The 26,857-nt window shown below is 66.0% G+C and carries 21 protein-coding genes; 13 read left to right on the top strand and 8 right to left on the bottom strand.

The genetic code is table 11. From position 1 onward, the window contains the following. Window positions 1-47: 47 nt before the first annotated feature. Window positions 48-2,138 (top strand): adenosylcobalamin-dependent ribonucleoside-diphosphate reductase, encoded by a 2,091-nt coding sequence (locus ABQE44_RS17515; protein ID WP_448431059.1) that lies wholly within the window; start codon window positions 48-50, stop codon window positions 2,136-2,138. An 8-nt stretch (window positions 2,139-2,146) separates the two neighbouring features. Here ABQE44_RS17515 and ABQE44_RS17520 read toward each other — a convergent pair whose 3' ends face one another. Next, entirely contained in the window at window positions 2,147-3,400 is a 1,254-nt protein-coding gene (locus tag ABQE44_RS17520) for an alpha/beta hydrolase family protein (protein ID WP_448391276.1), read from the bottom strand. A gap of 181 nt (window positions 3,401-3,581) precedes the next feature. Between ABQE44_RS17520 and ABQE44_RS17525 the strand changes: the two genes are divergently transcribed. Further along, window positions 3,582-4,454, top strand: coding sequence for a universal stress protein (locus ABQE44_RS17525; RefSeq protein ID WP_448431061.1), 873 nt, complete (start codon window positions 3,582-3,584; stop codon window positions 4,452-4,454). Here ABQE44_RS17525 and ABQE44_RS17530 read toward each other — a convergent pair. Next, window positions 4,437-5,480 (bottom strand): zinc-dependent alcohol dehydrogenase family protein, encoded by a 1,044-nt coding sequence (locus tag ABQE44_RS17530; RefSeq protein ID WP_448431063.1) that lies wholly within the window; start codon window positions 5,478-5,480, stop codon window positions 4,437-4,439. The genes ABQE44_RS17525 and ABQE44_RS17530 overlap by 18 nt on opposite strands. Further along, entirely contained in the window at window positions 5,477-5,773 is a 297-nt protein-coding gene (locus ABQE44_RS17535) for a hypothetical protein (RefSeq protein ID WP_448431065.1), read from the bottom strand. The genes ABQE44_RS17530 and ABQE44_RS17535 overlap by 4 nt, the downstream gene beginning before the upstream one ends. 179 nt (window positions 5,774-5,952) lie before the next feature. Between ABQE44_RS17535 and ABQE44_RS17540 the strand changes: the two genes are divergently transcribed. The 4 genes from ABQE44_RS17540 (at window position 5,953) to ABQE44_RS17555 (ending at window position 9,927) form a co-directional block, all read left to right on the top strand. Continuing rightward, window positions 5,953-7,320: a wax ester/triacylglycerol synthase domain-containing protein gene (locus ABQE44_RS17540; RefSeq protein ID WP_448431067.1), complete on the top strand. Its 1,368-nt coding sequence runs from the start codon at window positions 5,953-5,955 to the stop codon at window positions 7,318-7,320. 24 nt (window positions 7,321-7,344) lie between these two features. Beyond that, window positions 7,345-7,734: a PNPOx family protein gene (locus tag ABQE44_RS17545; protein ID WP_448431069.1), complete on the top strand. Its 390-nt coding sequence runs from the start codon at window positions 7,345-7,347 to the stop codon at window positions 7,732-7,734. A 370-nt stretch (window positions 7,735-8,104) separates the two neighbouring features. Further along, the gene (locus ABQE44_RS17550; protein ID WP_448431071.1) at window positions 8,105-8,572 is read left to right on the top strand and encodes a hypothetical protein; all 468 of its coding nucleotides are present in this window, start codon (window positions 8,105-8,107) and stop codon (window positions 8,570-8,572) included. A 2-nt stretch (window positions 8,573-8,574) separates the two neighbouring features. Continuing rightward, the gene (locus ABQE44_RS17555; protein WP_448431073.1) at window positions 8,575-9,927 is read left to right on the top strand and encodes a wax ester/triacylglycerol synthase domain-containing protein; all 1,353 of its coding nucleotides are present in this window, start codon (window positions 8,575-8,577) and stop codon (window positions 9,925-9,927) included. 9 nt (window positions 9,928-9,936) lie between these two features. On the opposite strand, the gene ppsA is transcribed toward ABQE44_RS17555, so the two are convergent. After that, on the bottom strand, window positions 9,937-12,219 hold the full coding sequence (gene ppsA / locus ABQE44_RS17560) for a phosphoenolpyruvate synthase (RefSeq protein ID WP_448431075.1): 2,283 nt from the start codon (window positions 12,217-12,219) through the stop codon (window positions 9,937-9,939). Window positions 12,220-12,375: 156 nt separating this feature from the next. Between ppsA and otsB the strand changes: the two genes are divergently transcribed. Beyond that, window positions 12,376-16,332: a trehalose-phosphatase gene (otsB, locus tag ABQE44_RS17565; RefSeq protein ID WP_448431077.1), complete on the top strand. Its 3,957-nt coding sequence runs from the start codon at window positions 12,376-12,378 to the stop codon at window positions 16,330-16,332. A 27-nt stretch (window positions 16,333-16,359) separates the two neighbouring features. Here the strand turns inward: otsB and ABQE44_RS17570 are convergent, their stop codons facing one another. Next, on the bottom strand, window positions 16,360-16,968 hold the full coding sequence (locus ABQE44_RS17570; protein WP_448431079.1) for an SRPBCC family protein: 609 nt from the start codon (window positions 16,966-16,968) through the stop codon (window positions 16,360-16,362). 117 nt (window positions 16,969-17,085) lie between these two features. Here ABQE44_RS17570 and ABQE44_RS17575 point away from each other — a divergent pair, with 117 nt between their 5' ends. The 4 genes from ABQE44_RS17575 (at window position 17,086) to ABQE44_RS17590 (ending at window position 21,048) form a co-directional block, all read left to right on the top strand. Beyond that, window positions 17,086-17,505, top strand: a complete 420-nt coding sequence (locus tag ABQE44_RS17575; protein ID WP_448391289.1) for a pyridoxamine 5'-phosphate oxidase family protein — start codon at window positions 17,086-17,088, stop codon at window positions 17,503-17,505. 199 nt (window positions 17,506-17,704) lie between these two features. Then, window positions 17,705-18,007, top strand: a complete 303-nt coding sequence (locus ABQE44_RS17580) for a DUF1876 domain-containing protein (protein WP_448431081.1) — start codon at window positions 17,705-17,707, stop codon at window positions 18,005-18,007. 11 nt (window positions 18,008-18,018) lie between these two features. Further along, entirely contained in the window at window positions 18,019-20,064 is a 2,046-nt protein-coding gene (locus ABQE44_RS17585) for an erythromycin esterase family protein (protein ID WP_448431083.1), read from the top strand. 21 nt (window positions 20,065-20,085) lie between these two features. Then, window positions 20,086-21,048, top strand: a complete 963-nt coding sequence (locus tag ABQE44_RS17590) for a 1-phosphofructokinase family hexose kinase (protein ID WP_448391293.1) — start codon at window positions 20,086-20,088, stop codon at window positions 21,046-21,048. Here ABQE44_RS17590 and ABQE44_RS17595 read toward each other — a convergent pair. Beyond that, on the bottom strand, window positions 21,045-21,920 hold the full coding sequence (locus ABQE44_RS17595) for a 3-oxoacyl-[acyl-carrier-protein] synthase III C-terminal domain-containing protein (RefSeq protein ID WP_448391294.1): 876 nt from the start codon (window positions 21,918-21,920) through the stop codon (window positions 21,045-21,047). The two genes, ABQE44_RS17590 and ABQE44_RS17595, sit on opposite strands and share 4 nt — an antisense overlap. Further along, window positions 21,904-22,989: a 3-oxoacyl-ACP synthase III family protein gene (locus tag ABQE44_RS17600; RefSeq protein WP_448391391.1), complete on the bottom strand. Its 1,086-nt coding sequence runs from the start codon at window positions 22,987-22,989 to the stop codon at window positions 21,904-21,906. Before ABQE44_RS17600 ends, ABQE44_RS17595 begins: the two co-directional genes overlap by 17 nt. Before the next feature lie 124 nt (window positions 22,990-23,113). Between ABQE44_RS17600 and ABQE44_RS17605 the strand changes: the two genes are divergently transcribed. Next, on the top strand, window positions 23,114-23,806 hold the full coding sequence (locus ABQE44_RS17605) for a hypothetical protein (RefSeq protein ID WP_448431085.1): 693 nt from the start codon (window positions 23,114-23,116) through the stop codon (window positions 23,804-23,806). Between the two features lie 114 nt (window positions 23,807-23,920). Further along, entirely contained in the window at window positions 23,921-25,603 is a 1,683-nt protein-coding gene (locus ABQE44_RS17610; RefSeq protein WP_448431123.1) for a sensor histidine kinase, read from the top strand. Between the two features lie 2 nt (window positions 25,604-25,605). Here ABQE44_RS17610 and ABQE44_RS17615 read toward each other — a convergent pair whose 3' ends face one another. Continuing rightward, window positions 25,606-26,811 (bottom strand): serine hydrolase domain-containing protein, encoded by a 1,206-nt coding sequence (locus tag ABQE44_RS17615; protein ID WP_448391296.1) that lies wholly within the window; start codon window positions 26,809-26,811, stop codon window positions 25,606-25,608. Window positions 26,812-26,857 lie beyond the last annotated feature (46 nt).

The following is a 26,857-nucleotide window of genomic DNA, read 5'->3' on the forward strand; positions in this document are numbered from 1 at the left end:
CGTCCGCTTCGGGCAGCATTGAGGCCGCAGTGAAGGAGCGGATAGCCGTGTCCACCAAGGCGAAAACGAGAACCTGGCCGACAGAAGTCCGACGCCGGGACGGAACCGTGGTGCCGTTCGACGTCACGCGGATCGAAGCCGCGGTGGCTGGGGCGGCCCGTGAGGTGGCGAACGACGACCCGGACATGGCGATAACGGTGGCCAGGGCGGTTGCCGACGCGCTGGGGCCTGGCGTGGCGCCGGTCGAAGAGATACAGGACTACGTCGAGGCGCGGCTGGGCGAAGCCGGTCTCGACGACGTCGCCCGCGCATACATCGTCTACCGACGGCGCCGCGCCGAGCTGCGCACCGCCAAGGAGATGCTCGGGGTGGCCGACGAGCTGAAGCTGAGCCTGGCGGCGGTGACGGTACTGCGCGAGCGGTATCTGCTGCGCGACGACAGGGGGCGCCCGACCGAGTCGACCGGCGAGATGATGGACCGGGCCGCGCACTGCGTCGCCGCGGCAGAGGATGGGTACCGGCCAGGTTCGTCGACGCGCTGGGCCGAGCGGTATGCGAAGCTGCTACGCAACCTTGAATTCCTGCCGAACTCGCCCACGTTGATGAACGCCGGGACCGATATCGGCCTGCTGTCTGCCTGCGTTGTCCTGCCCGTCGACGATTCACTGCGTTCGATCTTCGCGACCCTCGGCCAGGCCGCGGAGGTTCAGCGGTCCGGCGGTGGCACCGGCTTCTCGTTCAGCCGGTTGCGTCCCTCGGGCGACCCGGTGACCATCACGGCAGGCACCGCGAGCGGTCCGATGCCATTTCTGGAGCTGTACGACACTGCCGCCGAGGTGGTTTCCATGGGCGGTCGTCGACGCGGCGCCTGCATGGCCGTGCTCGACGCGTCGCATCCCGACATCGTCGACTTCATCACGACCAAAGCCCGCTCACAGAACGCGCTGACACATTTCAATCTGTCGGTCGGCGTCAGCGATCGGTTCATGCGTGCGGTGGAACGAGGCGATAATCATCGGCTGGTCAACCCGCGGACCGGCAGGACCGTTGCCCAGGTGCCCGCCGCAACGCTGTTCGACAGGATCTGTGCGGCAGCGCACGAATGCGGAGACCCGGGTCTGGTATTCCTCGACGCCATCAACAGGGCCAACCCGATACCGCGGCGTGGCCGGATCGAGGCGACCAACCCGTGCGGCGAGGTTCCGCTGCTGCCGTATGAGTCCTGCAATCTCGGCTCGATCAACTTAGCCCGAATGGTTGTCGACGGGCGCATCGATTGGGACCGGCTCAACGAGGTCGTCGCGCTCGCCGTGCGATTCCTCGACGACGTCATCGACGTGAGCCGGTACCCGTATCCCGAGTTGGAAGAAGCCGCCCGGGCCACCCGCAAGATCGGCTTGGGCGTGATGGGGTTGGCGGAATTACTTGCCACCCTGTCCATTCCGTATGACAGCGAGGAGGGGGTGGGGCTGGCCGAACAGCTCATGAGGCGGATACAGCGAGAGGCGCACATCGCCTCGAAGCGGTTGGCCGAAGAGCGGGGCTCGTTTCCGGCGTTCGCCGACAGCCGGTTCGCGCGCTCGGACCCGCGTCGCAACGCGCAGGTCACCTCCGTGGCACCGACGGGAACCATCTCGCTGATCGCCGGTACCACCGCCGGAATCGAGCCGATGTTCGCGATCGCTTTCACGCGTTCGGTTCTCGGCAGGCAGCTGCTGGAGGTCAACCCGTGTTTTGACCGGCTGGCCCGCGGTCAGGGTTTCTACAGTGACGAGTTGATCAGCGAGATCGCGCAGCGCGGGGGAGTGCGTGGGTGCCCACAGTTGTCGGCTTCGGTGCGGGGCGCGTTTCCCACCGCGGCCGAGATCGCGCCCGACTGGCACCTGCGGATGCAGTCCGCGGTGCAGCGCCACGTCGATGCGGCCGTTTCCAAGACGGTCAACCTGCCGGCAACCGCGACGGTCGACGACGTTCGCGACATCTACCTGGCCGCCTGGAAGGCAAAGGTCAAGGGGATCACGGTCTACCGGTACGGCAGCCGCGAAGGACAGGTGTTGTCGTATGCCGCACCCGACGCGCTCGCCCAGGCCGACACGGTGTACAGCGGGGGCTGCATCGCCCGGTCCTGCGACTGCTGACCGAATCGCTACTGGTCCGGTTCGCATTCCGGCACCGCCCCGGTGAGCAGCCCCGATTGCACCAGCGCACAGTCGATGAACTGCTGGACGGGCCGCGACTGGAAGAACCCGGTGTGGCCGCCGGGATACCACAGGATCTCTGGCCTGCCCCAGTGCTCCCACAGCTTGACGATCTGCTCGCGCGGATGCACGAGACGGTCGGCGATGCCCGCGTAGATCAACCGGCCGCGCATCGGCACCTTGGGCGCCAAGGACAGTGGCGAGGTCATCCGCCCGATGGGCGCGGCCATGGTCACCGTCTGACGGCGTGGATCGTCGTCGCTCAAGCCGGCGTGGCTGCCAAGCAGGTCGATCAGATCGACCACCGGCACCCCGAGGATCGCGCAGGTGAGCCCGGTATCGAGGCTCGCGACCAGGGACGAGACGTAACCGCCGAGGGACAGACCGTACAACCCGATCGGTGCATCGGGTTGCTGTGAGCGGATCCAGGCCAGCAACCGCCGGATGTCCCACACACCCTGGGCGGTCGCATGCACGTTGTCCATCACGTCCGCGCCCGGAAACACCGCACCTTTGGGCAGGCCTCGACCCCGCGGGCCGTGCATCGGCAGGACCGGCAGGACCACGTTGAGGCCGAGATCACGGTGCAGGTGCCACGCCCGGAACAACGCCAGGTCGAGCCCCGCGCGGCCCATCTCCGTTCCGTGCACGCACACCAGCCAGGGCCGATCTTCCCTGTGACGCAGCAGCAATGCGTACCCACGGTGATTGGCGGTATAGCCGAGCCAGCGTTGTCTACCGGGTTCGTCCGCGCGTGGTGTGTAGCCGCTGTCGAACACCATGCGCTCATACGACCGGCCGAACGCCTCCACCGGGTGGACGGCGACTTCAGCGAGTGCCCGGGGTTTGGCGAAGTAGCGTGCCGGTTGCTCCAACCAGCCGTGCTGCTCGTAGCAGGCCAGCGCCGCAACGACTTCGGTGTTGATGCGCTCGAATTCGGCCATATCGCTGATCGGCCGACGCATGCGCAATCCCATGAGCACGATCTCATCGCGCAGCGCATGCGCGGCAAGCGCCGGCGTCGGCCGAGCGATCGGAAGCTCGCGCGGCTTGCGATTCAGATAGTCGCGCCACGCGTGCGCGTAGTAGCTACCGGTTCTCGCGAACGGTCCCAACACAGAGTCCAACGCGCCCGTGCCGAACGACGGAACGCGAGGACTCGCTCGCCGCTCGTCCGCATCGTCGCGGTCAGGTGCCGCCATGTGTGCCGACATTACGATCCAGCCACGTACTGCCGTAGTGGCTTCGTTCACACGATCAGGTGACGATCGGCCGTAGCGGGGTGGGACCTAAGCCCGTCGCGCTGCCCGACAGTTGACTCCTACCATCCCAGATGGTCATCGATCGGCGGGAGGACCTCACGTGTCACCTCACGGAGTCGTCGTGGGCACCGACGGGTCCGCGTCCGCACATGTGGCGGTGCGGTGGGCGGCGCGGGAGGCCGCGATGCACCGCGTCCCGCTCACGGTCGTGCACGCCCTCGCCCCGTTTCGGGTAGCGGCGTCGACGGCGCTGTGGCCGTTCGGTCGGGTGCCGGCGGAAGTGCTCGAGAGCCAGGAGGACGACGCTCGCAACACCATCGCCCACGCGGTCCAGGTCGCTGAAGAAAGCTTGGCCGGCGCGGATCGCCCAGATATCTGCAGTGAGTTGTACTTCGGGCAGTCGGTGGCGGCTCTGGTCGAGACCTCCACGACGGCCAAGCTGGTGGTGGTCGGACGGCAAGGGCAAAGTGCGCGGTCTCGCCGCATGCTCGGGTCGGTGACCACTGCGGTCGTGCACCACGCCCACTGTCCGGTCGCGGTGATCCACGACGACGCAACACCGGGGCGGAAACCGGTGCTGGTGGGCATCGACGGTTCGCAAGCATCGGCGTTGGCGACGGCAGTCGCTTTCGACGAAGCCTCGCGCCGAGGGGCGGATCTGGTTGCGCTGCATGTCTGGAGCGACGCCGATGTTCCCGACACGTACCGCATGCAGTGGTCATCGCTGCAAGCGACGGCCGAGAAGACGCTCGCCGAAAGCCTGGCCGGCTGGGCAGAGCGCTACCCCGACGTCGTCGTCCACCGCGTGGTGGAGCTGGACCAACCGGCTCGCCAGCTGCTCGACCGATCAGACGAGGCTCAGCTTGTCGTGGTCGGAAGCCGCGGCCGCGGCGGATTCGTGGGGATGTTGCTCGGTTCGGCGAGCAACACGGTGGTCCAGGCCGCCCGGGTCCCAGTGATCGTCGCGCGGCAGCAATCAACCCGCCGTCAATAGAACCTTCAGCGCACCCGAACGGGTCGCATCGCCGAAAACTTCATAGGCCGTTTCGAATTCGGCCATCGCAAACCGGTGGGTGATCATCTCCGCGGTAACGAGCTGACGGCTTGCGACCAGCTCGATCAACGTACGGGTGGAGTAGGTGTCGACCAAGCCCGTCGTGATGGTCAGGTTCTTGATCCAGATCTGTTCGAGGTGCAGTGTCGCAGGGGCGCCGTGCACACCGAGGTTCGCCACGTGTCCGCCGGGACGAACCAACCTGACCGACTCTTCGAACGTCTCGGGAAGACCGACCGCCTCCATTGCCACATCGGCGCCCAAGCCGGCGGTCAGGCCGTCGATGACCTCACGGGCGCCGTGATTCGTGGAGTTGACAACGACGTCTGCCCCGAGTTTGCGGGCGGCGTCCAGGCGGGCGTCGGTGACGTCTACCGCCACGATGTGCTTCGGGCTGTACAGCTTCGCGGTGAGAACGGCGGCCAGGCCGATCGGCCCTGCGCCGACGATCGCCACCACATCACCCGGGCGGACGGTCCCCGCGAGGACACCGACTTCATAGGATGTCGGCAGGATGTCAGCCAGCAAGATCATCTGCTCATCGCCGACGCCGGCAGGCACCTTGTGCGTGGAGTTATCGGCGAAGGGCACCCTGACGTACTCGGCTTGTGTCCCGTCGATGAGATGTCCCAGAATCCATCCGCCACCGCCCAGGCACTGGCCATAATGACCTTCCCTGCAGTACCGGCACGCCCCGCATGCGCTGATGCACGAGATCAACACCCGGTCTCCCGGCGACAGCGTCTGCACTGCCGATCCCACCTCCGTCACCGTGCCGACGGCTTCGTGACCCAGCACCCGCCCCGGTTCGACCTCGGGCACATCGCCTTTGAGGATGTGTAGATCGGTTCCGCAGATCGTCACCGCCTCGACGCGCACGATCGCATCGGTGGGGCGTTGGATGCCGGGATCCGGCACCGACCGCCAGGAGACGCGTCCCGGACCGTCGTAGACCATTGCTTTCATATGTGCTTCCCTCGAAGGTCTCTACGGGTGGGTCCCGTGTGTCTCGATGTGACCGGCGAACGGATCAGGCCCTGGCGCCGCGCCGGCCCGAGGTTCGACAGAACCTGTTCCAGCAGCGCGTCGCACGCTCCTCCGTCGTGGGCGATGGCGGTCAGTCCGCGATGCACGAGGAAGGCGTTCAGGCGCCGGTCGATGGGCCAACTGCGGTAGGCCGCTCCGGTGAACTCGGAACGCAGGAAGGCCCATGCGATCGTGTCCAGTTCCCCGCGTTTCGGTTCGATGCTGGTCTTCACCCTCGCGTCCCTTCGACCGGTCCATCGTCACTCCGGTGGGTCGAGCCCGTATAGAGAAGAAAGTCACTCGCTGTCCGGGCCGGACCGCCCGTGTCTGGATCAGTGACTTTCGGCCCTGCCGACGTCTTCCGTTGCGGCGAACAATAGGTCTAAGATACGTGTAACTGGAGGTTACGGTTATGGCGACGCTCACCGGTTTTGATGCGAAGTTGCTGCAGGTGGAGGAGGCCGACCCGAATGCGAATTTCGCGGTCGCTGCGCTGGCCGTGATGGCGGGGCCCCTTCCCGATCGCGACGCGTTGCACGAGGCGCTGGCCCAGCGTCTCGCCACCGATCGTCGGTTCAGACAGGTCGTGCGCCGATACCCGTTCGACCTCGCCAGGCCGCGAGCGGTCGTCGTCGACGAGGACTTCGCCGAGCATGTGCACCACATCGGGGTCCCACGTCCCGGAGACGATCAGGCGTTGTTCGCGCTGGTCTCCGACGTGATGAGCTGGCGCCTCCATCACGGCGATCCGTTGTGGGAGTGCTGGGTCCTCGAGGGCCTTTCGGAGAACCGCTGGGCGATTCTGCTCAAGACCCACTCGAGCATCGCCGACGAAGCTGAGGTGATGCGGATGCTCACCCGGTTGACCGACGACGAGGAGGCGGATCCGCAGATCCAGCGCGACGACAACCACGTCATGCGCACGCTGAACCCGCTGAGATGGGCGGGGGGAGCGTGGCGGACATCCGCGGCTTTGACGGCTGCGGCGGCACGCGTCATCGCCGACACCGTCGGGGGGACCAGGGGTGGTGAACGTCCTGCGGAGTGCCCGCTGACCGGACACGTCACGAGCCTGCGACGTTATGCCTCAGTGGAATTAAGCCTCGCGGATGTCGCAAAGGTGTGTGACGCCTTCGACGTCACGGCCAAGGACATCGCCCTTGCCGCGATGAGCGGAAGCTACCGCAACCTGCTGATGCGCCATGGTCGGCCAACCCACTGCGGTTCGCTTCGCGCCCTGGTGCCGACATCGACGCACGCCCGTGCCGCTGTCGCACTGCCGGTCGATGAGTCCGACCCCGTTCGGCAACTGCGCAAGGCACAAACCCGGTTGACTCGTACCGACGGGCCCAGTGGTGCGGGAGTCATTCATCCATTCTCGTCGCCGGCGGGACAGGACCGCCACGCGCTAGCGTGGCTGCCGCAGCGAGGAGCTGTGGCGTTGACGCCGATCGACTCAGGTCCCGCTGAGCGGCTTCGGTTCATCGGACAGGACATCGTGCGATTGTTGCCGATTCCGGCGATCGGACCGGGTACGCGAACAGGGCTGGCGATGGTGAGCTACGCCGGCAAACTGGTCGTCGGCGTCACCTCCGACGATGAAGCGCGTCCTGAGGTCGGCGAACTGGCGCGCGGCATCGAGCAGACGCTGGCTCGGCTCAGCACCATCAGTGCCTCGGCGCGGCGGTCCAACAAGAAGACGATTCTGTACCTGCTGCCGGGAGAACCCACAGCCATCCCGGCGCGGGGACGGCGGGACAAGCGCGCCACGAATTCCTAACGCGGACAACCGGATCAGCGCAAAATGGAATCGTTGCGAAACGGGGTGCGTACCTTCAACAAGCATGTCCTCAACCCGATGATGCTGCGTGTGGCCGGGCGCAAACACTGGTACGCCGCGGTGATATGGCACACGGGGCGACGGTCCGGAAAGCGCTACGCCACACCTGTGGTGGCCGCCCGGGTCCCGGAAGGGTTCATAGTTCCGCTGCCATACGGAACGAATGTCGATTGGCTCCGCAACGTGTTGGCCGCCGGGCGTGCGGTGATCACCGAGAGCGGGGAGACCTACGACGTCGTCGAACCCACGGTCACCGATGCGGCATCAGCCATATCCCCGCTCTCGGCGCGTCGGCGAGAAACCTGGCGGCGGTTCGGCATCGAGCGTTTCCTCAAGGTCAAGATCGTGTCGTGATCCAGCTCGCCCGAGGCCGCGCCGCCGCTGATACCGACATCGTCGGCCATCAGCCGGATCCGGTTCTTCCGCTGCGAGGATCCGATCGGTGTCTCGCAGCGATCCAGAAGTGCCCCGCCACGGCCGCTCGGGCGGCGAGTAGCCCTCGTCGAGGAGATCCTCGGTGCCGCGCTCGAGCAGGGTGTCCTCCGCCGACAGTTGATCTTCGTCGTCGCCACCGTGGGGTTCTGCTGCCGGGCCTGTGTCATGTGAGCGTGGGATGCGCGACGAATGCCCCTTGGCGCCAGGACTTTGGACCCTATGACAGGTCTCGGGTCAGGTGGTCGGATATCCACTATGGCGCCAGAGGGTTCCAACGGGAGGTAACGCGATGAGCACTCGACGGCAGTCCGAGGCCAGAACACGCATGTTTTCCCGCGTGCTCGGACCTTACCTGGCGATTCTCGCCGTGCTGACCTTGGTGAGGGCATCGGAGATGCCGGCACTTCTGTCTGAGTTCAGTACAAACACGGTGTGGCCGTGGGTAACTGGCGCATTTGTTCTGTTGGCCGGTCTCATTGTGGTCGCCCTGCACCCGTACTGGCGGGGTGTCCCGGCGGCCATCGTGTCGGCGCTCGGTTGGCTGACGGCCCTCAAGGGCGCACTTCTGCTGGCGATTCCCCAGACCTACCTCTCTGCCGCCGACTCCATGGTGGATGCCGGCAGCCGGTGGATGGCGATCGAGGTGGTGGTGGCGGCCGTCGGGCTGTACCTGACCTACGTGGGGTGGGCCCCGGAGCGCCACCGGCCGACCGCCCGCTCGGAAGGGGCCTCGCCCAACCTGCCTAGGGCTGCTTGACAGTGACCGAGGTCCTCAGCAACAGCGACGCCTTCATGTGGCGGAACGAGCGCGATCCCCGGCTGCGGTCGACGATCGTCACGCTGATCCTGCTCGACCGGTGCCCGGACTGGCACCAGCTGGTCGAACGGTTCGATCGGCTGAGCCGGACGGTGTCCAGGTTTCGGCAGCGGGTGCTACCGTCGACGCCTTTCGTCCCGCCGCGATGGGATTACGTCTCCGACTTCGATCTCGGCTTCCACCTGCGCCGCGTCACCGCCCCTGAGCCTGGGAACATCGACGCGCTTCTGGAACTGGCCCGGGTGGCGGCGATGGCCGACTTCGACCGGGCCCGTCCGCTGTGGGAGGCCACGTTGGTCGACGGCCTGTCCGATGGCGGCGCCGCGGTGCTGGTCAAGTTCAACCATGCGCTCACCGACGGCGTCGGCGCGGTCGAGCTGGCCAGGATCCTGTATGACCCCACCGACCGTCCTGCACGTGAACCGAAGATGCCGGAGCCGACCGGGCAGAGTCGATTAGGCGCACTCCGTGCCGTCGTCGAGTACCAGAGCGGTCTCATCGGCACGGCGATCTCGACCCCGATCAAGGCGACGCCGGCCGTGGTGCGCGCCATTCGCCGACCCGTCGACGCCGTTGCGGGTGGCTGGTCGACGGCAGCGTCTATCCTGCGCACCGCCCGACCCATCGCCAAACCCGGGTCGCCGATCATGGTCGACCGCAGCCTCGTCCGTCAGGTTTACGTCCACGAAGTGCCGAAATCGGCGCTGCGCCAGGCCGGTCACCTCGCCGGCGGTTCGTTGAACGACGCGTTCGTCGCCGCGGTCGCCGGCGGACTTCGCGCCTATCACGTGAAACACAACGCACCCGTGGACGAGCTGATCCTGTCGATGCCGATCAACCTCCGCACCGAAGCGGACCCCATGGGCGGAAACCGGGCGACACTGATCCGGTTCGACATCCCGGTGGGCATCGCCGATCCCGTCGAACGCATCCGCGTCGTGCGTGACCGTACCGACAACGCGCGCAACGAGGAATCGCTTGCCCATACCGAGTTGATCGCCGGCGCACTCAACTTGATGCCGCGTTCATACGTCGGTTCGGTGCTTCGCAACGTCGACCTCATCGCCAGCAACGTTCCCGGCTTTCCCGTGCCCGTGGCTTTCGCAGGCGCGCCGGTGCGGGCGCAGTACGCATTCTCCCCGACACTTGGTGCGGCGCTGAACGTCACGCTGCTCTCGCACGTCGACACCTGCGCGCTCGGAGTCAACATCGACGGTGCCGCCGCGCCCGATCACCACGTGCTCTTCGACTGCCTCACCGCGGGATTCGCCGAGGTGCTCGCTCTCGCGCGTTGATTGGGCTCCTCAATTGGGTGCGTGTTGGTCGCGTGCCGCCTCCAAGATGATCCGCCGCTCGGCCGCGGCGATCACCTTCCGTGCCGCATCCGCCGCGTCGGGGTTGACCGACACCGAGGTGATACCCATCCGCACGAGATGTTCGGCGAAGGCCGGATTCGTCGACGGCGCCTGACCGCACAGCGACGACGTGATGCCGAACCTGCGTGCGGTGCTGATGATCTGGCCGATCGCATCGAGAACGGCCGGGTCGGATTCGTCGAACAACTCGGCGCAGATGTCGGAGTCACGGTCCACACCGAGCACCAGCTGGGTCAGATCGTTGCTGCCGATCGACACCCCGTCGACACCCATGCCGATGTATTCCGGAAGCCAATGCAGCACCGACGGCACCTCGGCCATCACCCAGCGATGCAAACCGCGCTGACGGCCCAGCGGGCTGGCGTCGATGAGCGACAGACACTCATCGAGCTCCCATCGGGTGCGCACGAACGGGATCATCACGTGCACGTTGGGGGACTGCTCCCGAACCCGGGCCAGGGCCTCCAGTTCCAGCGCGAACAGATCGGGTTCCTTGATGTAGCGGTAGCAGCCTCGGTACCCGATCATCGGGTTGTGCTCGACGGGCTCGTATGACTCGCCACCGCTGAGGCCGCGGAACTCGTTGCTGCGGAAATCGGTTGTGCGGTAGATGACCGGGCGGGGGGCGAACGCCGCTCCGATGCGGCCGACCGACGCGACCATCGCATCGACCATGCTGGCCTGCTCCCCGTGCGCGATGAGGTCGCGCGGGTGCCGACCCGACAGCGCCTCGGTCAGCATGAATTCCGCCCGTAACAGGCCGACGCCGTCGACGTGTTGTGCCGCAACCGATTCGGCGGAGTCGGGCATGGCAAGGTTCACGTAGATCTTCGTGGCGGTCACCTCGGTCCCCGGTGCGGACGCGGCCGGCCGGTCCGCGACGGTGGGCGCGGCGGGTTGGATGCGTCCTGACAGGACGCGGCCTTGGTCTCCATCGACGGTGACGATGGTGCCTTCGTGCAAATCACGTGTGGCGGTCCGGGTTCCGACCACACACGGGACTCTCAGCTCGCGCGCGACAATCGCGGCGTGACAGGTCATCCCCCCGGTGTCGGTGACCAGCGCGGCGGCCCGGCGGATGGTGGGTAGCCAGTCCGGATTTGTCATCTGGGCGACGAGGATCTCCCCGTCCTCCAGCCGGTGACCCTCGTCGGGGGTCTCGAGCACGCGGACGGCGCCCGACGCCATTCCGGGCGCTGCGGGCAGGCCACGAGCGAGCACGGCAGGCTGCTCGGACGTCGCCGCCGGTTGGTCCAGCGTCGTGATCGGCCGCGCCTGCACCAGGTACGCCTGATCGCCTTCGATCGCCCACTCGGTGTCCTGCGGGCAGCCGTTGTGCCGCTCGATCGCGACCGCCAGCTCGGTGATGCGCTGCAGCTCGGCGTCGTCGAGCACCCGGGCCGCCGCTTCTGCTTCGGTCAGCTGCACTTCGGTGTCTCGACCGTGCTGCCCGCGGACGATCTTGAAAGCCTTGTGACCCAGCCGCACATCGAGGACGCGCAGCGTCTCCTTGGCGACCACATAGGTGTCGGGCTCCACCGACCCGGACACCACGACCTCGCCGAGCCCGAAGGCTCCTTCGATGACGACCCGATCCCGTGCGCCGGTACTGGGGTCGGCGGTGAAGGCGACGCCGGCCTTGTCGGAGTTGATCATCTTCTGGACCACCACCGCCATCGCCGGGTCGGCGGTGATACCGCGGCTGGCCCGGTACGTGATGACCCGTGGGGAGAACAAGGACATCCAGCACTTCTGCACGGCGTCGATTAGCCCGCTTTCACCCCAAACGTTGGTGATGGTCCGGTTCATGCCGGCGAACGAGGCGTCGCGACTGTCCTCCCCGGTCGCCGAGGACCGCACCGCCACCAGGGTGTCGGCGCCCAGCTCGCGGTACGCGGCGAGAATCGAGTCGCGAACGTCCTCGGCCACACCGGCCTTCTGGACCAGCGCTTGCAGACGCTCGCACAGCTCCGACAAACGGACGGTGTCGGTATGGGTGTCCAACGCCTCCAGGTGCAGGGCGCTGAGCTCGGCATCGACGCCGCCCGCCCGCATCGCATCGAGATAGCTGGCCCGCATGATCACGAACCCCGGCGGAACGGGCAGGTTGGCCGCGACCAGTTCGCCCATATTGGCCCCTTTGCCGCCCGCATCCTCGGCGTCGGCAATCCTGAGTGCGGAGATATTACGGACGTAGGTTCTGTTCGGCATGACCTCTATCGTGTTCGCAGGTGCTACCTCGGTAAAGCGTCTGAGGGCCATTGGCCGAAGGACGTTGGTCACCTGGGCGGTGGCCCAAGGGCCCTTGCCGGTCACGCGGACCGTTCCGCAACCTCTTCACAGGCACACCGAAGGGACGGCACCTGGATGAACACGCCGGTGACCATCGACCCGCGTCGCCACGATGCGGTCATCTTTGATCTCGACAGCGTGGTCACCGACGCCGCCTCCACGCACACCGCGGCATGGAAGACCGTGCTGGACGACTTTCTGGCCCGGCGACCGGCAAGCGATTACGAGGACCACTCGCCGTTCACCGACGACGAGTACCGCCGCCTCCTCGACGGTAAGCCACGCCTCGATGGCGTCACCGATTTCCTGGCGTCGCGCGGCATCTCACTGCCCGAAGGCAGCCGCTCCGCCGCGGACGACGGCACGGTGTGGGGACTCGTGCACCGCAAAGAGCAGACCCTGCCCGAGCAGCTCGACGTCGGTGTGCGCGCGTTCGATTCGACGGTCCGGCTCGTTCGACGACTGTCCGCCGCCGGTGTGAAGACCGTGATCTGTTCGTCCAGCCGCAACTGCGAACACGTTCTCGAGTCGGCCGGACTGAGCGACCTTTTCACCGTTCGCGTCGATGGCGTGCTCGCCGACGAACTCGGACTTGCTGGCAAGCCCGACCCCGCCATGCTCCTGGAAGCAACGCGGCGGGGCGGCGCCGAGGCAGAGCGCACCGTCGTGATCGATCACACCGAGGCCGGTGTGCGGGCGGCCCGCGCGGGCGGGTTCGCGCTCGTCGTCGCGGTCGACAGAGACGGTCACGTCGACGGGCTGATGAGATTGGAGGCCGACGCCGTGGTCGCCGACCTGGCCGAGGTCGAGCTGCGCGACGGGGACGCGCGCATGTCGACGTTGCCCAACGCGTTGAACTCCTACGGCCAGCTGATCGGTGTCCTGAGCGGCCGGCGTCCGATCGTCTACCTCGACGTCGATGGAACATTGTCCGAGATCGTCTCGGACCACGACACCGCCTCCCTCGTCGACGGAGCGGTCAAGACCCTGGTGCAATTGGCTGCGCACTGTCCGGTGGCCATCCTGACTGATCGCGATCTGGACGACATCCGAGAGCGCGTCGGCGTCCCCGGACTCTGGTACGCCGGTAGCCGCGGATTCGAACTGCTAGGTCCCGATGGCGATCGGTACCAGAACGACGCGGCGGTCGCGGCCGTGCCTGTTTTGACAAAGGTCGTCGCCGAACTTCGCGCCGAATTCGACGGCATCCCGGGCGTGCGCGTCGAGCACAAGCGCTTCTCGGTCGCCGTGCACCACCGCGACGTGGCGCCGGAGCAGGTGACCGATGTCATCGCGGCGACACATCGATGCGGCCGGCAGCATGGCCTTCGGGTGGCCTGTGGTCGGAAGGTGGCGGAGTTGCGGCCCAACGTCGACTGGGACAAAGGCACCGCGATCGCCTGGGTTGCTGAGCGCATCAACCAATCCGGTCGGGTGGTGCCGATCTACCTGGGCGATGACCCCACTGACGAGGACGCATTCGACGCGATGCGCTTCGACGGCATCGGGATCGTGGTACGACACGAAGAGGACAGCGACCGTCCGTCCGCCGCGCAGTTCACGCTCAACGGTGTCGCAGAGGTTCGCGAGTTCCTGCAGCATGGCGCGAACTGGCTGGCCTACGCGCAGCGGAGCTCCGACGAAGCCTGGACGTACACGTTCGACGGCTACGAACCGCATGCGGAAAAGCTCCGTGAGGCGTTGTGCACCGTCGGCAACGGCTATTTCGCCACCAGGGGCGCTGCCCCGGAGTCGAAAGCCGGCCAGGTGCACTACCCGGCCACCTACGCCGCCGGCGTGTACAACCGTCTCGAGGATCTCGTCGGGGGAACCGGAATCGACAACGAAAGCCTGGTGAACCTACCCAATTGGCTGCCTTTGACGTTTCGTATCGACGACGGTGAATGGTTCGATATCGACGCGGTCGATGTGCTGACGTACCGCCAAACCCTGAACCTTCGCGAAGCGGTGCTGACCCGTGAGGTGCGCTTCTGCGACGACGCCGGGCGGACCACCCGGCTGACCCAGCACCGGTTTGTGGCGATGCACGCCGCGAACGTCGCGGCGTTGCAGAGCAAAATCGTGGCCGAGGACTGGTCGGGGATAGTGCAGCTTCGGTCCACGATCGACGGCAACGTCCGCAACGAAGGGGTTGAGCGGTATCGCGGCTTGGCCAGCACCCACGTGAGCTCGCCGACCAAGCGTGGCCTGTCCGAGGATTCAGTGCTGATGACCGTCGAAACGACCCAGTCGCACACTTCGGTGGCGTTGGCCGCCCGGACCACGGTTTGGCACGGCGAGAACCCTGCCCCGGCCACCTACCGGCTCGTCGACGAGGAGCTCGAGATCGGGCACGACGTTTTCACCGACCTCAAGCAGGGCCAGGAGCTGACGGTGGAGAAGATCGTCAGCCTGGTGACCGCACGTGACACCGACATCTCGGAGCCGGCCACTGGGGCCGAACGGCGGCTGGAACGCCAGGAGCGGTTCGCGACGATACGAAATGCTCATGTGCTCGCGTGGGCCCACCTTTGGGAGCGCCTCTCGATCGAATTCGAAGATCACTTCGACGAGCTACGCATCCTGCGGCTGCATCTGCTGCACTTGCTGCAGACCGTGTCCTACCACAGCCAGGATCTCGATGTCGGCGTACCGGCCCGTGGACTGCACGGTGAGGCGTACCGCGGCCACGTGTTCTGGGATGAGCTGTTCATCTTCCCGGTGCTGAACCTGCGGTGTCCGACGATCACCCGAGCGTTGCTTCAATACCGCTATCGACGGCTGCCGGAAGCGCGCCGCGCCGCGAGGCTGGCCGGTTACTGCGGTGCGATGTTCCCGTGGCAATCCGGCAGCGATGGTCGTGAGGAAAGCCAGGCCATGCATCTCAATCCCAGGTCGGGGCGGTGGAATCCCGATGCCAGCCACCGCGCACACCACATCGGTATCGCGATCGCATACAACGTGTGGCAGTACTACCAGGTCAGCGGCGACCTGGCCTACCTGATCGACTACGGCAGCGAGTTGTTGGTGGAGATAGCTCGATTCTGGGTCAGCAGAACGACATACGACGAGAAGCGCGATCGCTTCGGCATCTCCGGCATCATCGGGCCCGACGAGTTTCACTCCGGTTATCCGGACCGTCCGTATGACGGAATCGACAACAACGCATACACAAACGTGATGGCCGTGTGGGTCATCTTGCGGGCGATCGAGGCGCTGGAGCTGATGCCGCTGCCGAACAGGTTGGACCTGCGCGAAAAGCTGACGCTGACCACCGAGGAACTCAAGCGCTGGGAGCACGTCAGCCGACGGATGTTCGTTCCGTTTCACGACGGAATCCTCAGCCAGTTCGAGGGATATGAAGAACTGGCCGAACTGGACTGGAATGTGTACCGCAACCGGTACGGCGACATCCGACGGCTGGACCGCATCCTGGAGGCCGAGAACGATGACGTCAACCACTACAAGGCATCGAAGCAGGCTGACGCGTTGATGTTGCTCTATCTGTTGTCCTCCGACGAACTGCGCCGGTTGCTGACGCGCCTCGGCTACCGCTTGACCCCCGAGCAGATCCCGAAGATGGTCGACTACTACCTGAGCCGGACGTCGCACGGATCGACCCTCAGTGCCCTCGTCCACACCTGGGTACTAGCCCGCGCGAATCGCGACCACGCGATGGAGTTCTTCGAGCAGGTCCTCAAGTCCGATGTCGCCGACATTCAGGGCGGGACCACCTCTGAGGGAATCCATCTGGCTGCGATGGCCGGCAGCGTGGACCTCATCCAGCGGTGCTTCACCGGGCTTGAGACCCGCGACGACCGTCTGATCCTCGCGCCGAACTGGCCGGAGTCACTTGGTGCACTTGGCTTTCCGCTCCACTACCGCGGCCATCACCTACACGTACGCGTCAGCGGGAAGGGCGCAGAGGTCAGTGTCGACCCGCGAGATGTGCCGCCGGTGATGATCGAGTGCCGAGGCCGGATCGAACATTTGGCCCCGGGCCGCACCATCCGGTTTCCCAGGCGTCCTTAGCGCTCACAGGTGAGGATCGCGACCTTCTCAGACCGCCCGCTCCATATCAACAGCCTGCATCGAATCCAGTGCAAGATTCTTGATCGTCAGCAAGGTTCGGCGCGCGAACAGTGCGATCAGGGGCCCGCCCAGCTCGGTGAGCAGCAGGTCGCCGGGATGGTGTAGTTGGGCACGGGTCCGGATCAGCAAGCGGCAGCGGTCCTCCCAACGGGGCTCGACATGAAACGACCACACCGATTCGAACGGGCACCCCGGGGGGCTGCCGCACAACACTATGGCTTCGTCGTCGAGCACCTGACCAACGGTCATGGTGAACCCGTCGCGCAGGCCCATCCAACCCTTTGGCGCCAGGCGCACCACGTCGCCTGGCTCGAGCCGCTGCCGCTCGGGACGGCTTCGCTCAGTGCGCCGACGGCCGATCTGAAGCAGCGCCGGCCAAACCGCCGATTCCGGCGCGTCAATCCACACCCCGGTCGTCGACCAGACGCAAGGCCGGTGCACCAATTCGTCCCCCGGCAGCCACCGTCGGTACTCCTCCTTGGTGGTGCCCCAGTTGCGGTAGTACCGGCGCGCCGCGTAGAGCAGCGTCGCGACCGCCCCGAGCCGCACGGCCGTTCGCAAGGTGTTGCCAGCCATAGGTCAACCTTGGCGGGCTGGTCGCCGTTCGGACAGGGTCGGAAGTCCCCGATATAGCCGGTGCTTCGGGACTTTCGGCCACTTTCTCCGGCCTCGGCGCGGCGTAATCTTGCGGTCATGGCAACCCAGCTCGAACCTGTCTCAATCCTCTCGGAGACCGAATGCTGGAATCTTCTCTCCAGCGTCTCGCTCGGTCGGCTCGTAACCAGCGTCGACGGACAACCGGAGATCTTTCCGGTCAACTTCGTTGTCCAACATCGCACGGTTTTGTTCCGCACAGCCGAGGGTACGAAGCTGATCAGTTCGGCGATCAACGACCGCGTTTTGTTCGAGGCCGACGGCTACCACCCGGGCGAGGGCTGGAGTGTGATCGTGAAGGGCTCGGCACGCATACTTCGTTCCGACGAGGAGCTCGAGGAGGCGGAGCGGGCACAGTTGCGTCCCTGGACGGGAACGGTGAAACGGCATTACGTGCGCATTCGCCCACTGGGCGTCACCGGTCGCCGATTTGCCTTTGGGGCCGAAACCAACTGCTGAATCCCCGTCGCAGTGGCAATTGGCGCCACCGACGAAAGGCTCTAGCGGACCGGGACTTCGGTCCCTAGCGACAGGCTCGGGCGCAATGGTCGGATTGAAACCGTGAGAAGCGGGTCGCGGTGGAGGCCAAGGAGTAATCCATCCGGTGGTCCCGGGGTATCCGTTACCTCGGGACCGCCACGTCGACGGAGATAACGAGATGAGTAGCGACCATTCGAGTCACATACGGAAGAACTGGACCGTCGAGGTGTCGATCGATCAGCATGAAGGGCTTACCCGAGCGAAGGCGCGGTTGCACTTTCGGACGAGGGAAGAGGTCGGCATCGGTTGGGCCAGACTCGATCCAGCCGACCGGAATGTCCCCGAGATCGGCGACGAACTAGCCGTCGCCCGTGCCCTCTCCGACTTGGGAAAGCGGATGATGGGGCTGGCTGTCGAGGACATCGAAGCCGTTACCCGTCAGCCGGCGAAATTCGTGCTGCTGACGGCGGTCGTCGAGTGAAGGAGAAGACGATGACGCGAGCAACCGAACCGTTGCGGAGCGCGCCCGGCCGGGTTTTCCGTAACCGCCGCGAAGCGGGCCGGATACTGGCCCAACTGCTTGGCGCCTATCGGGGCCGTAAGGACGTCGTGGTGTTGGGGTTGGCTCGCGGCGGCGTGCCCGTGGCTTGGGAGGTGGCGGCGGCACTCGGTGTCCCGCTCGATGCGTTCATCGTTCGCAAGCTGGGCGCGCCGGGCCACGAAGAGTTCGCCATGGGTGCGCTGGCCAGCGGCGGTCGGGTCGTCGTCAACGACGACGTGCTGCGGGCGTTGCGCGTCACGCCCCAGCAGCTGCGTGACGTCGCCGAATCCGAAGGCCGAGAACTGATCCGACGCGAAGCCGCCTACCGGGGTGGTCGGCCGCCGCTGGAGTTGGCCGGCAAGACGGTGATCCTGGTCGACGACGGCCTCGCGACCGGCTCGAGCATGCTCGCCGCGGTGCAGGCGCTGAGGGAGCAGAACCCGAAGGAGATTGTGGTCGCGGTTCCGGCAGCGCCGGAGTCGACTTGCCGACAGTTCGCCGGAATGGTCGACGACGCTGTCTGCGCGACGATGCCCACGCCGTTCCGCGCAGTAGGCGAGTCGTACTGGGATTTCCGTCAGGTCAGCGACCAGGAGGTCCGCGACCTCCTGGCCACTCCGACCACGGGGTCGGCGATCTCCGAGATCGAGACGCCGACGTCAGCAGCAGAGATCATCCGCCGCGCTGCGGTGCCCGCCCCCGCCGGCCTGCCTCCTACGGAAGCGCTCGAGGAGATCATCGGCGACGCGCGGGTGGTCCTCATCGGTGAGAGTTCGCATGGCACACACGAGTTCTACGCGGCACGGGCCGAGATCACGAAATGGCTGATCGAAAAGAAGGGCTTCTGCGCCGTCGCGGCCGAGGCGGATTGGCCCGACGCCTACCGCGTCAACCGCTACGTGCGGGGGCTGGGTTCCGACGCATCGGCCGAGGAAGCGCTTCGTGGCTTCGAGCGGTTTCCGGCGTGGATGTGGCGCAACGTGGTGGTCGAGGAGTTCGTGAACTGGTTGCATGCCCACAACCAACGGCGCCGATCGAACGGGGATCGACAGACCGGGTTCTACGGGTTGGACCTGTACAGCCTGCATCGGTCCATGCAGGAGGTAATCGGCTATCTGGACAATGTCGACCCCCGCGCGGCCGCGCGGGCGCGCGATCGGTACGCATGCTTCGACCACACCTCGGCCGACGACGGCCAAGCCTACGGTTTCGCCGCCGCCTTCGGTGCCGGCTTGTCGTGCGAAACGCAAGCGGTAGACCAGTTGGTCGAGATGCAGCGCAACGCCATCGACTACGCACGCCGCGACGGACTAATCGCCGAAGACGAGGCGTTCTACGCACAGCAGAACGCGCGAACGGTCCGCAACGCCGAGGCTTACTACCGCGCGATGTTCAGCGGGCGAGTCACCTCGTGGAACCTTCGTGATCAGCACATGGCTCAGACCTTGCACGCGTTGCTGGGCCACCTGGATCGTCATAACGAAGAAGAGCCGGCACGGATCGTGGCCTGGGCGCACAACTCGCACGTCGGCGACGCACGAGCAACCGAGGTAGCCGGCGATGGCCAGCTCACATTGGGGCAATTGGCCCGAGAGCAGTACGGAAGCGACTGCCGACTGATCGGCTTCACGACCTACACGGGCACCGTCACGGCCGCTAGCGGCTGGGGCGGAAGCGCCGACCGAAAAGTCGTCAGGCGCGCCCTGAACGGCAGCGTGGAGGAACTGTTCCATGAGACCGGCACACCCGAATTCCTGATTTCGGCGATGATCAGCCGGTCGGCCGCCGAACCACTGGATGTCGTGCGGTTGGGCCGTGCCATCGGCGTGATCTACCTTCCCGAAACCGAACGGCAGAGCCACTACTACCACGTGCGGCCCTCCGAACAGTTCGACGCCATCATCCACATCGAGAACACACGTGCACTCGAACCGCTCGAAGTGTCCAGCCGCTGGATGGCCGGGGAAACGCCGGAGACGTATCCCACTGGGCTGTAACCGAGAACGGAGCGACGCTGCATGAACCCCGCACGGATCGTCACGTTGACGATGAACCCTGCACTCGACATCACCACAACCACTGACGAGATACACCCGACGTCCAAGATCCGTTGCGGCGACGCTCGTTACGACCCAGGCGGTGGCGGGATCAACGTGGCCCGTGTCGCACATGTACTCGGAGCGTCGGTGTCTGCGGTATTTCCAGTCGGCGGCCCCACCGGCGGTCGGGTGGCACGGCTCGTCGAAGCAGCCGGTGTGCCCTATCGTAAAGTCGACCTCAGCGAATCGACCCGGGAAAACTTCACGGTCAACGAACGCACCAGCGGTGAGCAATACCGATTTGTGCTACCGGGCCCGCGCGTGACACTCCGGGAACGCGCCCGGTGCCTCGACGCACTACGGCAGAGTGCGGCCGAGGCCGAGTACGTGGTGGCCAGCGGCAGTCTTCCGCCCGACGTTGCGCCCGAGTTCTATCAGCACGTTGCCGACATCTGTCGCGAACTCGGCGCGTTGCTGATCTTGGACGCGTCCGGAGCGGCACTGACCTCCGTCACCTCTGGCGTGTTTCTGCTGAAACCGAGCCTGCGCGAATTGCGCGAGTGCGCCGGCCGTGAACTCCACAGCGAAGCCGAACGGGTAGCGGCTGCACACGAGCTCATAGATCGGGGCATCACCCAGGCAGTCGTCGTATCCCTCGGGTCCCAGGGCGCGTTTCTGGTCACGGCACAGCACAGCCAACATTTTCCGCCGATTCCGGTTCGGTCGGTGGTCAGCAGTGTTGGCGCCGGTGATGCCATGGTCGGCGCGATCACCGTGGGTCTGACCAGGTGCTGGCCGCTCAGCGAGGCAGTGCGGTTCGGCGTCGCGGCGGGCACCGCCATGCTCATGACACCAGGAACGGAAGTCCCGACGCGTGCGGACGTGGAACGTTTGTTCGGTATGGTGGCACAGCCGACGAACCTCGAAACCGTCTGCGACTAAGCCGGTTTCCGGTAGACCGCGGCCGCAGCGGTTATCCCCGCGGCCGCGGCGACGAGCAGAGCACAGGCTCCGCCCGCAAGCTGCTCGGTGCCCTTAGCGAACGCCGCAGCCAACGACGCGGTATGTGCTTGTTCATCGTCTGCGACGACGACGGTGTCCTCGGGTATCCCCAGGCGCTGGGCCAGCGCTGTCCGGTAACGCCCCCGCGCCGGGGCGGCGATGACCATGTTGACGTCCGAGGTTTCGAGGGATTCTTCGCGAAGGCACCGGTGGGCCGCCTCGGCGGCAGCATCGGCGAAGCGTTCATCGAGTGCCGCCGATTCATGGATGCGAAGCACATTGCGCCGGTCGACAAGTCCGACTGTGGCGCGCAGGTTTGCGCCCTCATCGGGCCGGTGGATCCAATACACCTGGCCCAGCCCGTCGTGGCCATCGGCCCAGGAACACGACATCGCCGCTCCGACAGGTGAATACGGGAAGCGGTCGCAGGATCCGCTGCCGGGGTCGGCGTCACTTGTCACGATCACCGCGTTGCCGATGGTGCGTGCCTTCAAGAATCCGTCGACCACCTGCAGGGCTGTCATGACACCGCAGGTTCCGTTCGCGACATCGAAGGAGAAGGTTCCGTGGCCGCCGCTGTGCGGTTCTTCCGGATTCGCTCCGATGTCGTCCTGGATCATCGCCGCGAGTGCGGGCTCGCCGAGATTGCGGTCCCGGTAGATGCCTGCGTTGACCAGAAGGTCGACGTCGTGCGGGTCGAGGCCGGCCCGGCGCAGGCAGGCTCTCGCCGCCGCGTCCGCAAGACGTAGCGCGCTACGCCGGCGACGCCAACCGCCGCGGATTACGACGATATCGTCAACGATCGTGCCCATAGCGGCCCACCAGTTCCGAATCCAGGGTCAAGAGCACCACACCGATCTGCAGTCCGGAAGCCAGGGCGATCAAAGCGATCGTCTCGCCCGGCTCGATGTGTGCGGCCTCGAGTTCTTCAATGAGGGCGACGGTGTGTGTGGTCGATGCGGTGTTGCCGTAGCGGTCGACAGTGATCACCGCGTCGTGGCGGGGGCCCTCGCCGAATGCCGTTGTGACTTCGGCCATTCCCTTGCGTATTGCGCGCGCCGACGTCTGGTGGGTGATCACGTGATCGATGTCGTGCATCGCTATCCCCGCGGTTTGGAGGACTTCGTGCAACAGCGGTGGGGTATTCGCCATCGCGGCTTTGTGGATCCCGCGGGCGTCGGTGAACATCCGGGCGCCGGGATCGTGTCCCTTCGGGTAGCCGAGGCAGAGCCGGCTGTAATCGGCGACGGTCGTGAAGCCGGCGAGGACTATTCCCTCGGAGGTGCAGTCGGCACGTTCGAGCAGAAGCGCCGCACCCGCATCGCCAAGCGTCAACGACGCGAGTTCCTTGCTCATGACGTTGTGGATATGGCGGGCTGCGTTTCGGCCCAGTTGGGAGATGTACTCCCCGCTGACCACCAGCGCGCGTTCGATGACGCCCTGCCGGATCCAGTTGTTGGCGATCGTGACGCCGGTCAGCATCCCCGCGCAGGCATTGTTGATGTCAAAGGTCACCGCGTCGTCGGCGCCGATCGCGTGGGCGATCGCGCTGCTCATGGTCGGTTCCAGCCACTGGGTCAAGCCGCCACGGAACTTGGTGATACTGCAGTTGATCACGGCATCGACGGCGCCGGCGTCCCGTTGGGCCCGGTCCAGACAGTCCAGCGCCGCCGATGTCGCCAGGCTCAGCGAGTCTTCATCGCCGACGGACACCCGCCGCTCGTGGATGCCGGTCAGTCGCTCGAGGTCGATGTGCGTGTGATGCCGTGTGGTCGCCATCAACTCGTCGGTCGTGAGATGGGTGCGGGGCAGGTGCCGCCCAGCGCCTGCCAGCCGGGTGCAAAACGGTGCGGCCCCGTCCCGGTGCGAGGCCTCCATCATGAGCCAATGCGTAGGCACCGCTCAAGGTTCGGTCACACAGGCCGGCGCCGATAGGCGCTTTGGTCCTCGGCGCTGAGGACTTTCGGCTCTGCGTCGGGCAATGCGAACTTCCTACTCTCGGGTTATGGGTAAGCAGCGGCCGTGTCTGGCGATGCTGATGACGGCGGTCGTGGCGGTGGCGTTGTACCACGGCCGGATTCGGCGGTGGATGTACACGTGGGGCGCCGACGCGGCCGAAATCAGCCAGGTGCTGCCCGGTGACGAGTTGGTGGCCGCGACCACACCCCGCACCACGCGGGCGGTGACGATCGACGCCCCGATCGAGGACGTGTGGCCGTGGCTGGCGCAGATCGGGGAAAGCCGCGGCGGCTTCTACAGCTACTCGGTGATGGAACGGGCCGTGGGCGCCCAGATCCACAACGCGTCGACCATTCATCCGGAGTGGCAGGATCTTCGTGTCGGCGACACGATTTGGCTGGCCCGACGCTACGGCGAGTCGGCCCGTCAGGTGGTGGCATCGGTCGAACCCAACTCGCATCTGGTGCTTACCTCCGGTGATGACTTCCAGCGGATCCGCCGCGGCCAGCGGGCGTCCGGAAGCTGGGGGTTCTACCTGCGCCGCAAGAACGGCTGGACCCGGCTGCTGGTGCGCGGCAGCGGCGGCGCCGTCGGCCACGCCGCCTTCGACATCCCGCATTTCGTCATGGAGCAAAAGATGATGCGCGGCATCCGCGACCGGGCCCAGCAGCTGCGCCGACACGAGGTGCACGACTTCATCGAGCATTACGAATCGACGCACACGGTCGCGACCAGCTGAACGGCTCCGGCGTCATCGTTACTGCCCTGAACCCGCGACAGGTGCGGCGAAAAAGTGGACGATGGTGTGGTGACCGACGAGGCCGACCCGCGGGTGCAGACGAGCATCGCGCCGATGCGGGACACGTTGTCGCAGCTGCGCCTGCGTGAACTGCTTACCGAGGTGCAGGAGCGCGTCGAGCAGATTGTCCAAGCCCGGGACCGGATCGACGGTCTCGTCGAAGCCATGCTGGTGGTGACGTCGGGTCTGGAGCTCGACCAGACCCTCAAGACCATCGTGCGCACCGCCATCGACCTCGTCGACGCCCGGTATGGGGCGTTGGGTGTGCGCGGGCAGGACCACGAACTGGTGGAATTCGTCTACATCGGCATCGACGAAGAGGAGCGCGAGAGAATCGGTCATCTGCCCGAAGGGCGCGGCGTGCTGGGAGTCCTGATCGACGATCCCAAACCGATCCGGTTGGATAACATCGCACATCACGCCGCATCGGTAGGATTTCCGCCGAATCACCCGCCGATGCGGACGTTCCTCGGGGTGCCGGTGAGGATCCGCGACGAAGTGTTCGGCAACCTGTACCTGACGGAAAAGGTGGGCGGTCAGCCGTTCAGCGAAGACGATGAGGTGTTGGTCCAGGCCCTCGCCGCCGCCGCGGGCATCGCCATCGACAATGCGCGCCTGTACGAATCGTCGAAGACGCGTCGAGCATGGATCGAGGCCACCCGCGACATCGGCACCGAGCTGCTCGCAGGAACCGATCCGGCCCGCGTGTTCGATCTGGTCGCGGCCAAAACGCGTCAGCTCAGCGGGGCCGAGCTGACATTCGTCGCGGTACCGGCAGATCCCGAAGCGCCGCCACACGAGGTCGACGAATTGGTCATCGCCGGAATCTCGGGGGACGCCCCTGCTTTGCTGTCCCAACCGATTCCGGTGAAGGGAACGCTGGTCGGCGAGGCGTTTCATGAGCGCCAGCCCAGGCGATTCGATCGATTCGACGACTCACTCGGTGACACGTCGCCCGCCGGTCCCGCGCTGGTGCTTCCATTGCGCGCCGCCGACACGGTCGCCGGAGTTCTCGTCGCGATACGGCCCGCGGGCACACCACCGTTCACCGACGATCAGCTCGACATGAAAGCCGCCTTCGCCGATCAGGCGGCTCTGGCGTGGCAGTTGGGCACCGCACAGCGCCAGACGCGTGAACTGAGCATCCTGACCGACCGTGACCGCATCGCCCGCGACCTGCATGACCACGTCATTCAGCGACTCTTCGCGGTCGGGCTGTCACTGCAGGGTGTCGTCCCGAGGGCGCGTGTCCCCGAGGTGAAACAACGGCTTTTGGACTGCGTCGATGACCTCCAGCAGGTCATACAGGAGATCCGAACGGCGATCTTCGATCTGCACGGTTCGCCGGTCGACAGCACCCGGCTGAGGCAACGCTTGGATGCGGCCGTGGCACAGTTCTCGAGTTCGAGTCTGCGTACCAGCGTGCAGTACGCCGGCCCGTTATCGGTCGTCGACGCCGATCTCGCCGATCACGCGGAAGCCGTTGTGCGCGAAGCGGTCTCCAATGCGGTCCGGCATGCCAACGCCACGACGCTGAGCATCAGTGTCGTCGTCGCCGACGAGTTGACCATCGAAGTAATCGACAACGGCCGCGGCTTCAGCGATGACGTCGCCCGCAGTGGTCTGTACAACCTGCGGAAACGCGCGACGGACATGGGCGGCACCTTCAGCGTGCACAGTGCGCCCGATCAAGGCACCGTATTGCGGTGGTCGGCGCCGTGTCTGACCGCCGAGTGAACTCAGATGTCGAGCGCCTCGTAGGTCCGGCGGACGAACTTCGGTTGTGTCGACTGCAGTTTCAGCAGCGATGTGTTACCGGCGATGGCCGCGGCGGCGTCGGGTCCGAGGTTCGGGAAGTTCTGCACGAGGTAGAGCAGAATCAGGTCCTCGCTGGGATCAGCCTGCCACCACGTGCCGTACGCGCCCGGCCAGCTGAACGTGCCCGGCCCGCCCGGACCGAACAGCTGACGTGACTTCGCCGCATTGGTGACCACCGAGAGGTTGAGCCCGAAGCCGCGCCCGATCCAGAACGGCATCCCGAGGAAGTCGTGCTGCTTTTGCTCATCGGTGAGCCGGTCGGTGCGCATCGAACGCACCGCATCCTGGGAAAGCACCCGCACATCGTCAATCTCGCCGCCGGCCAGGAGCATCCGGGCGAACCGCAGGTAGTCGTCGGCGGTGGAGAACAGGTTCGCGCCGCCCATACAGAACGGGGGCGGGGACGCCGGCGTCGGGCCCATCGCGTCGTGGCTCAGCTTGTGCTCATCGGTGAGCTTGTACATGGTGGCCGCACGGTTGCGGTTGCGGGATGGCACGTAGAAGCCGGTGTCGGTCATGTTCAACGGGCCCAGGATCCGTTCGGTGAGCACCTCCTGCAAGGAGGTGCCTTCCAGGCGTTCGAGGATGATGCCCAGCACGTCGGTGGCGTTGCTGTAGGTCATCCGCTCGCCGGGCTGGTGCTCCAGCGGCAGCGCCGCGATCTCGGCCAGCCACCCGTCGGGGTTCTGCCGTATGGAGATCTTCGAGTAGGCGCGCGCCAGCGGCCCCACCACCGAGAAGTAGTAGGCCAGCCCGCTGCGGTGGGTCATCAGGTCCTCGACCGTGATCGCACGGCGCGCCGGATGGGTTTCGTCCAGCGGTCCGCCGGGCGCGTCGAGCACCCGCATCTGCTCGAATTCGGGCAGCCACTTCGTGACGGGGTCGGTTAGCGCGAGCTTGCCCTCGTCGATCAGCGACATCGCGGCGGCGACGGTGACCGGCTTGGTCATCGACGCGATGCGAAAGATCGTGTCGCGTTGCATCGGCAGCCTCGCTTCGACATCGCGGTAGCCGAGTTCGTTGACCTGCAGCACCTCGCCTGCCCGCCACACCAGCGTGACGGCGCCTGCGAGCAGGCCGGCGTCGATGGCTTCCCGGATGGATGCTTGATTGCCGTCGAGATTCACCGCGCCAGCGTATCCAGGACGTCGGGACGCGTTCGGAGGTGCTAAG

It is taken from the genome of Mycolicibacterium sp. XJ2546, assembly GCF_053483195.1.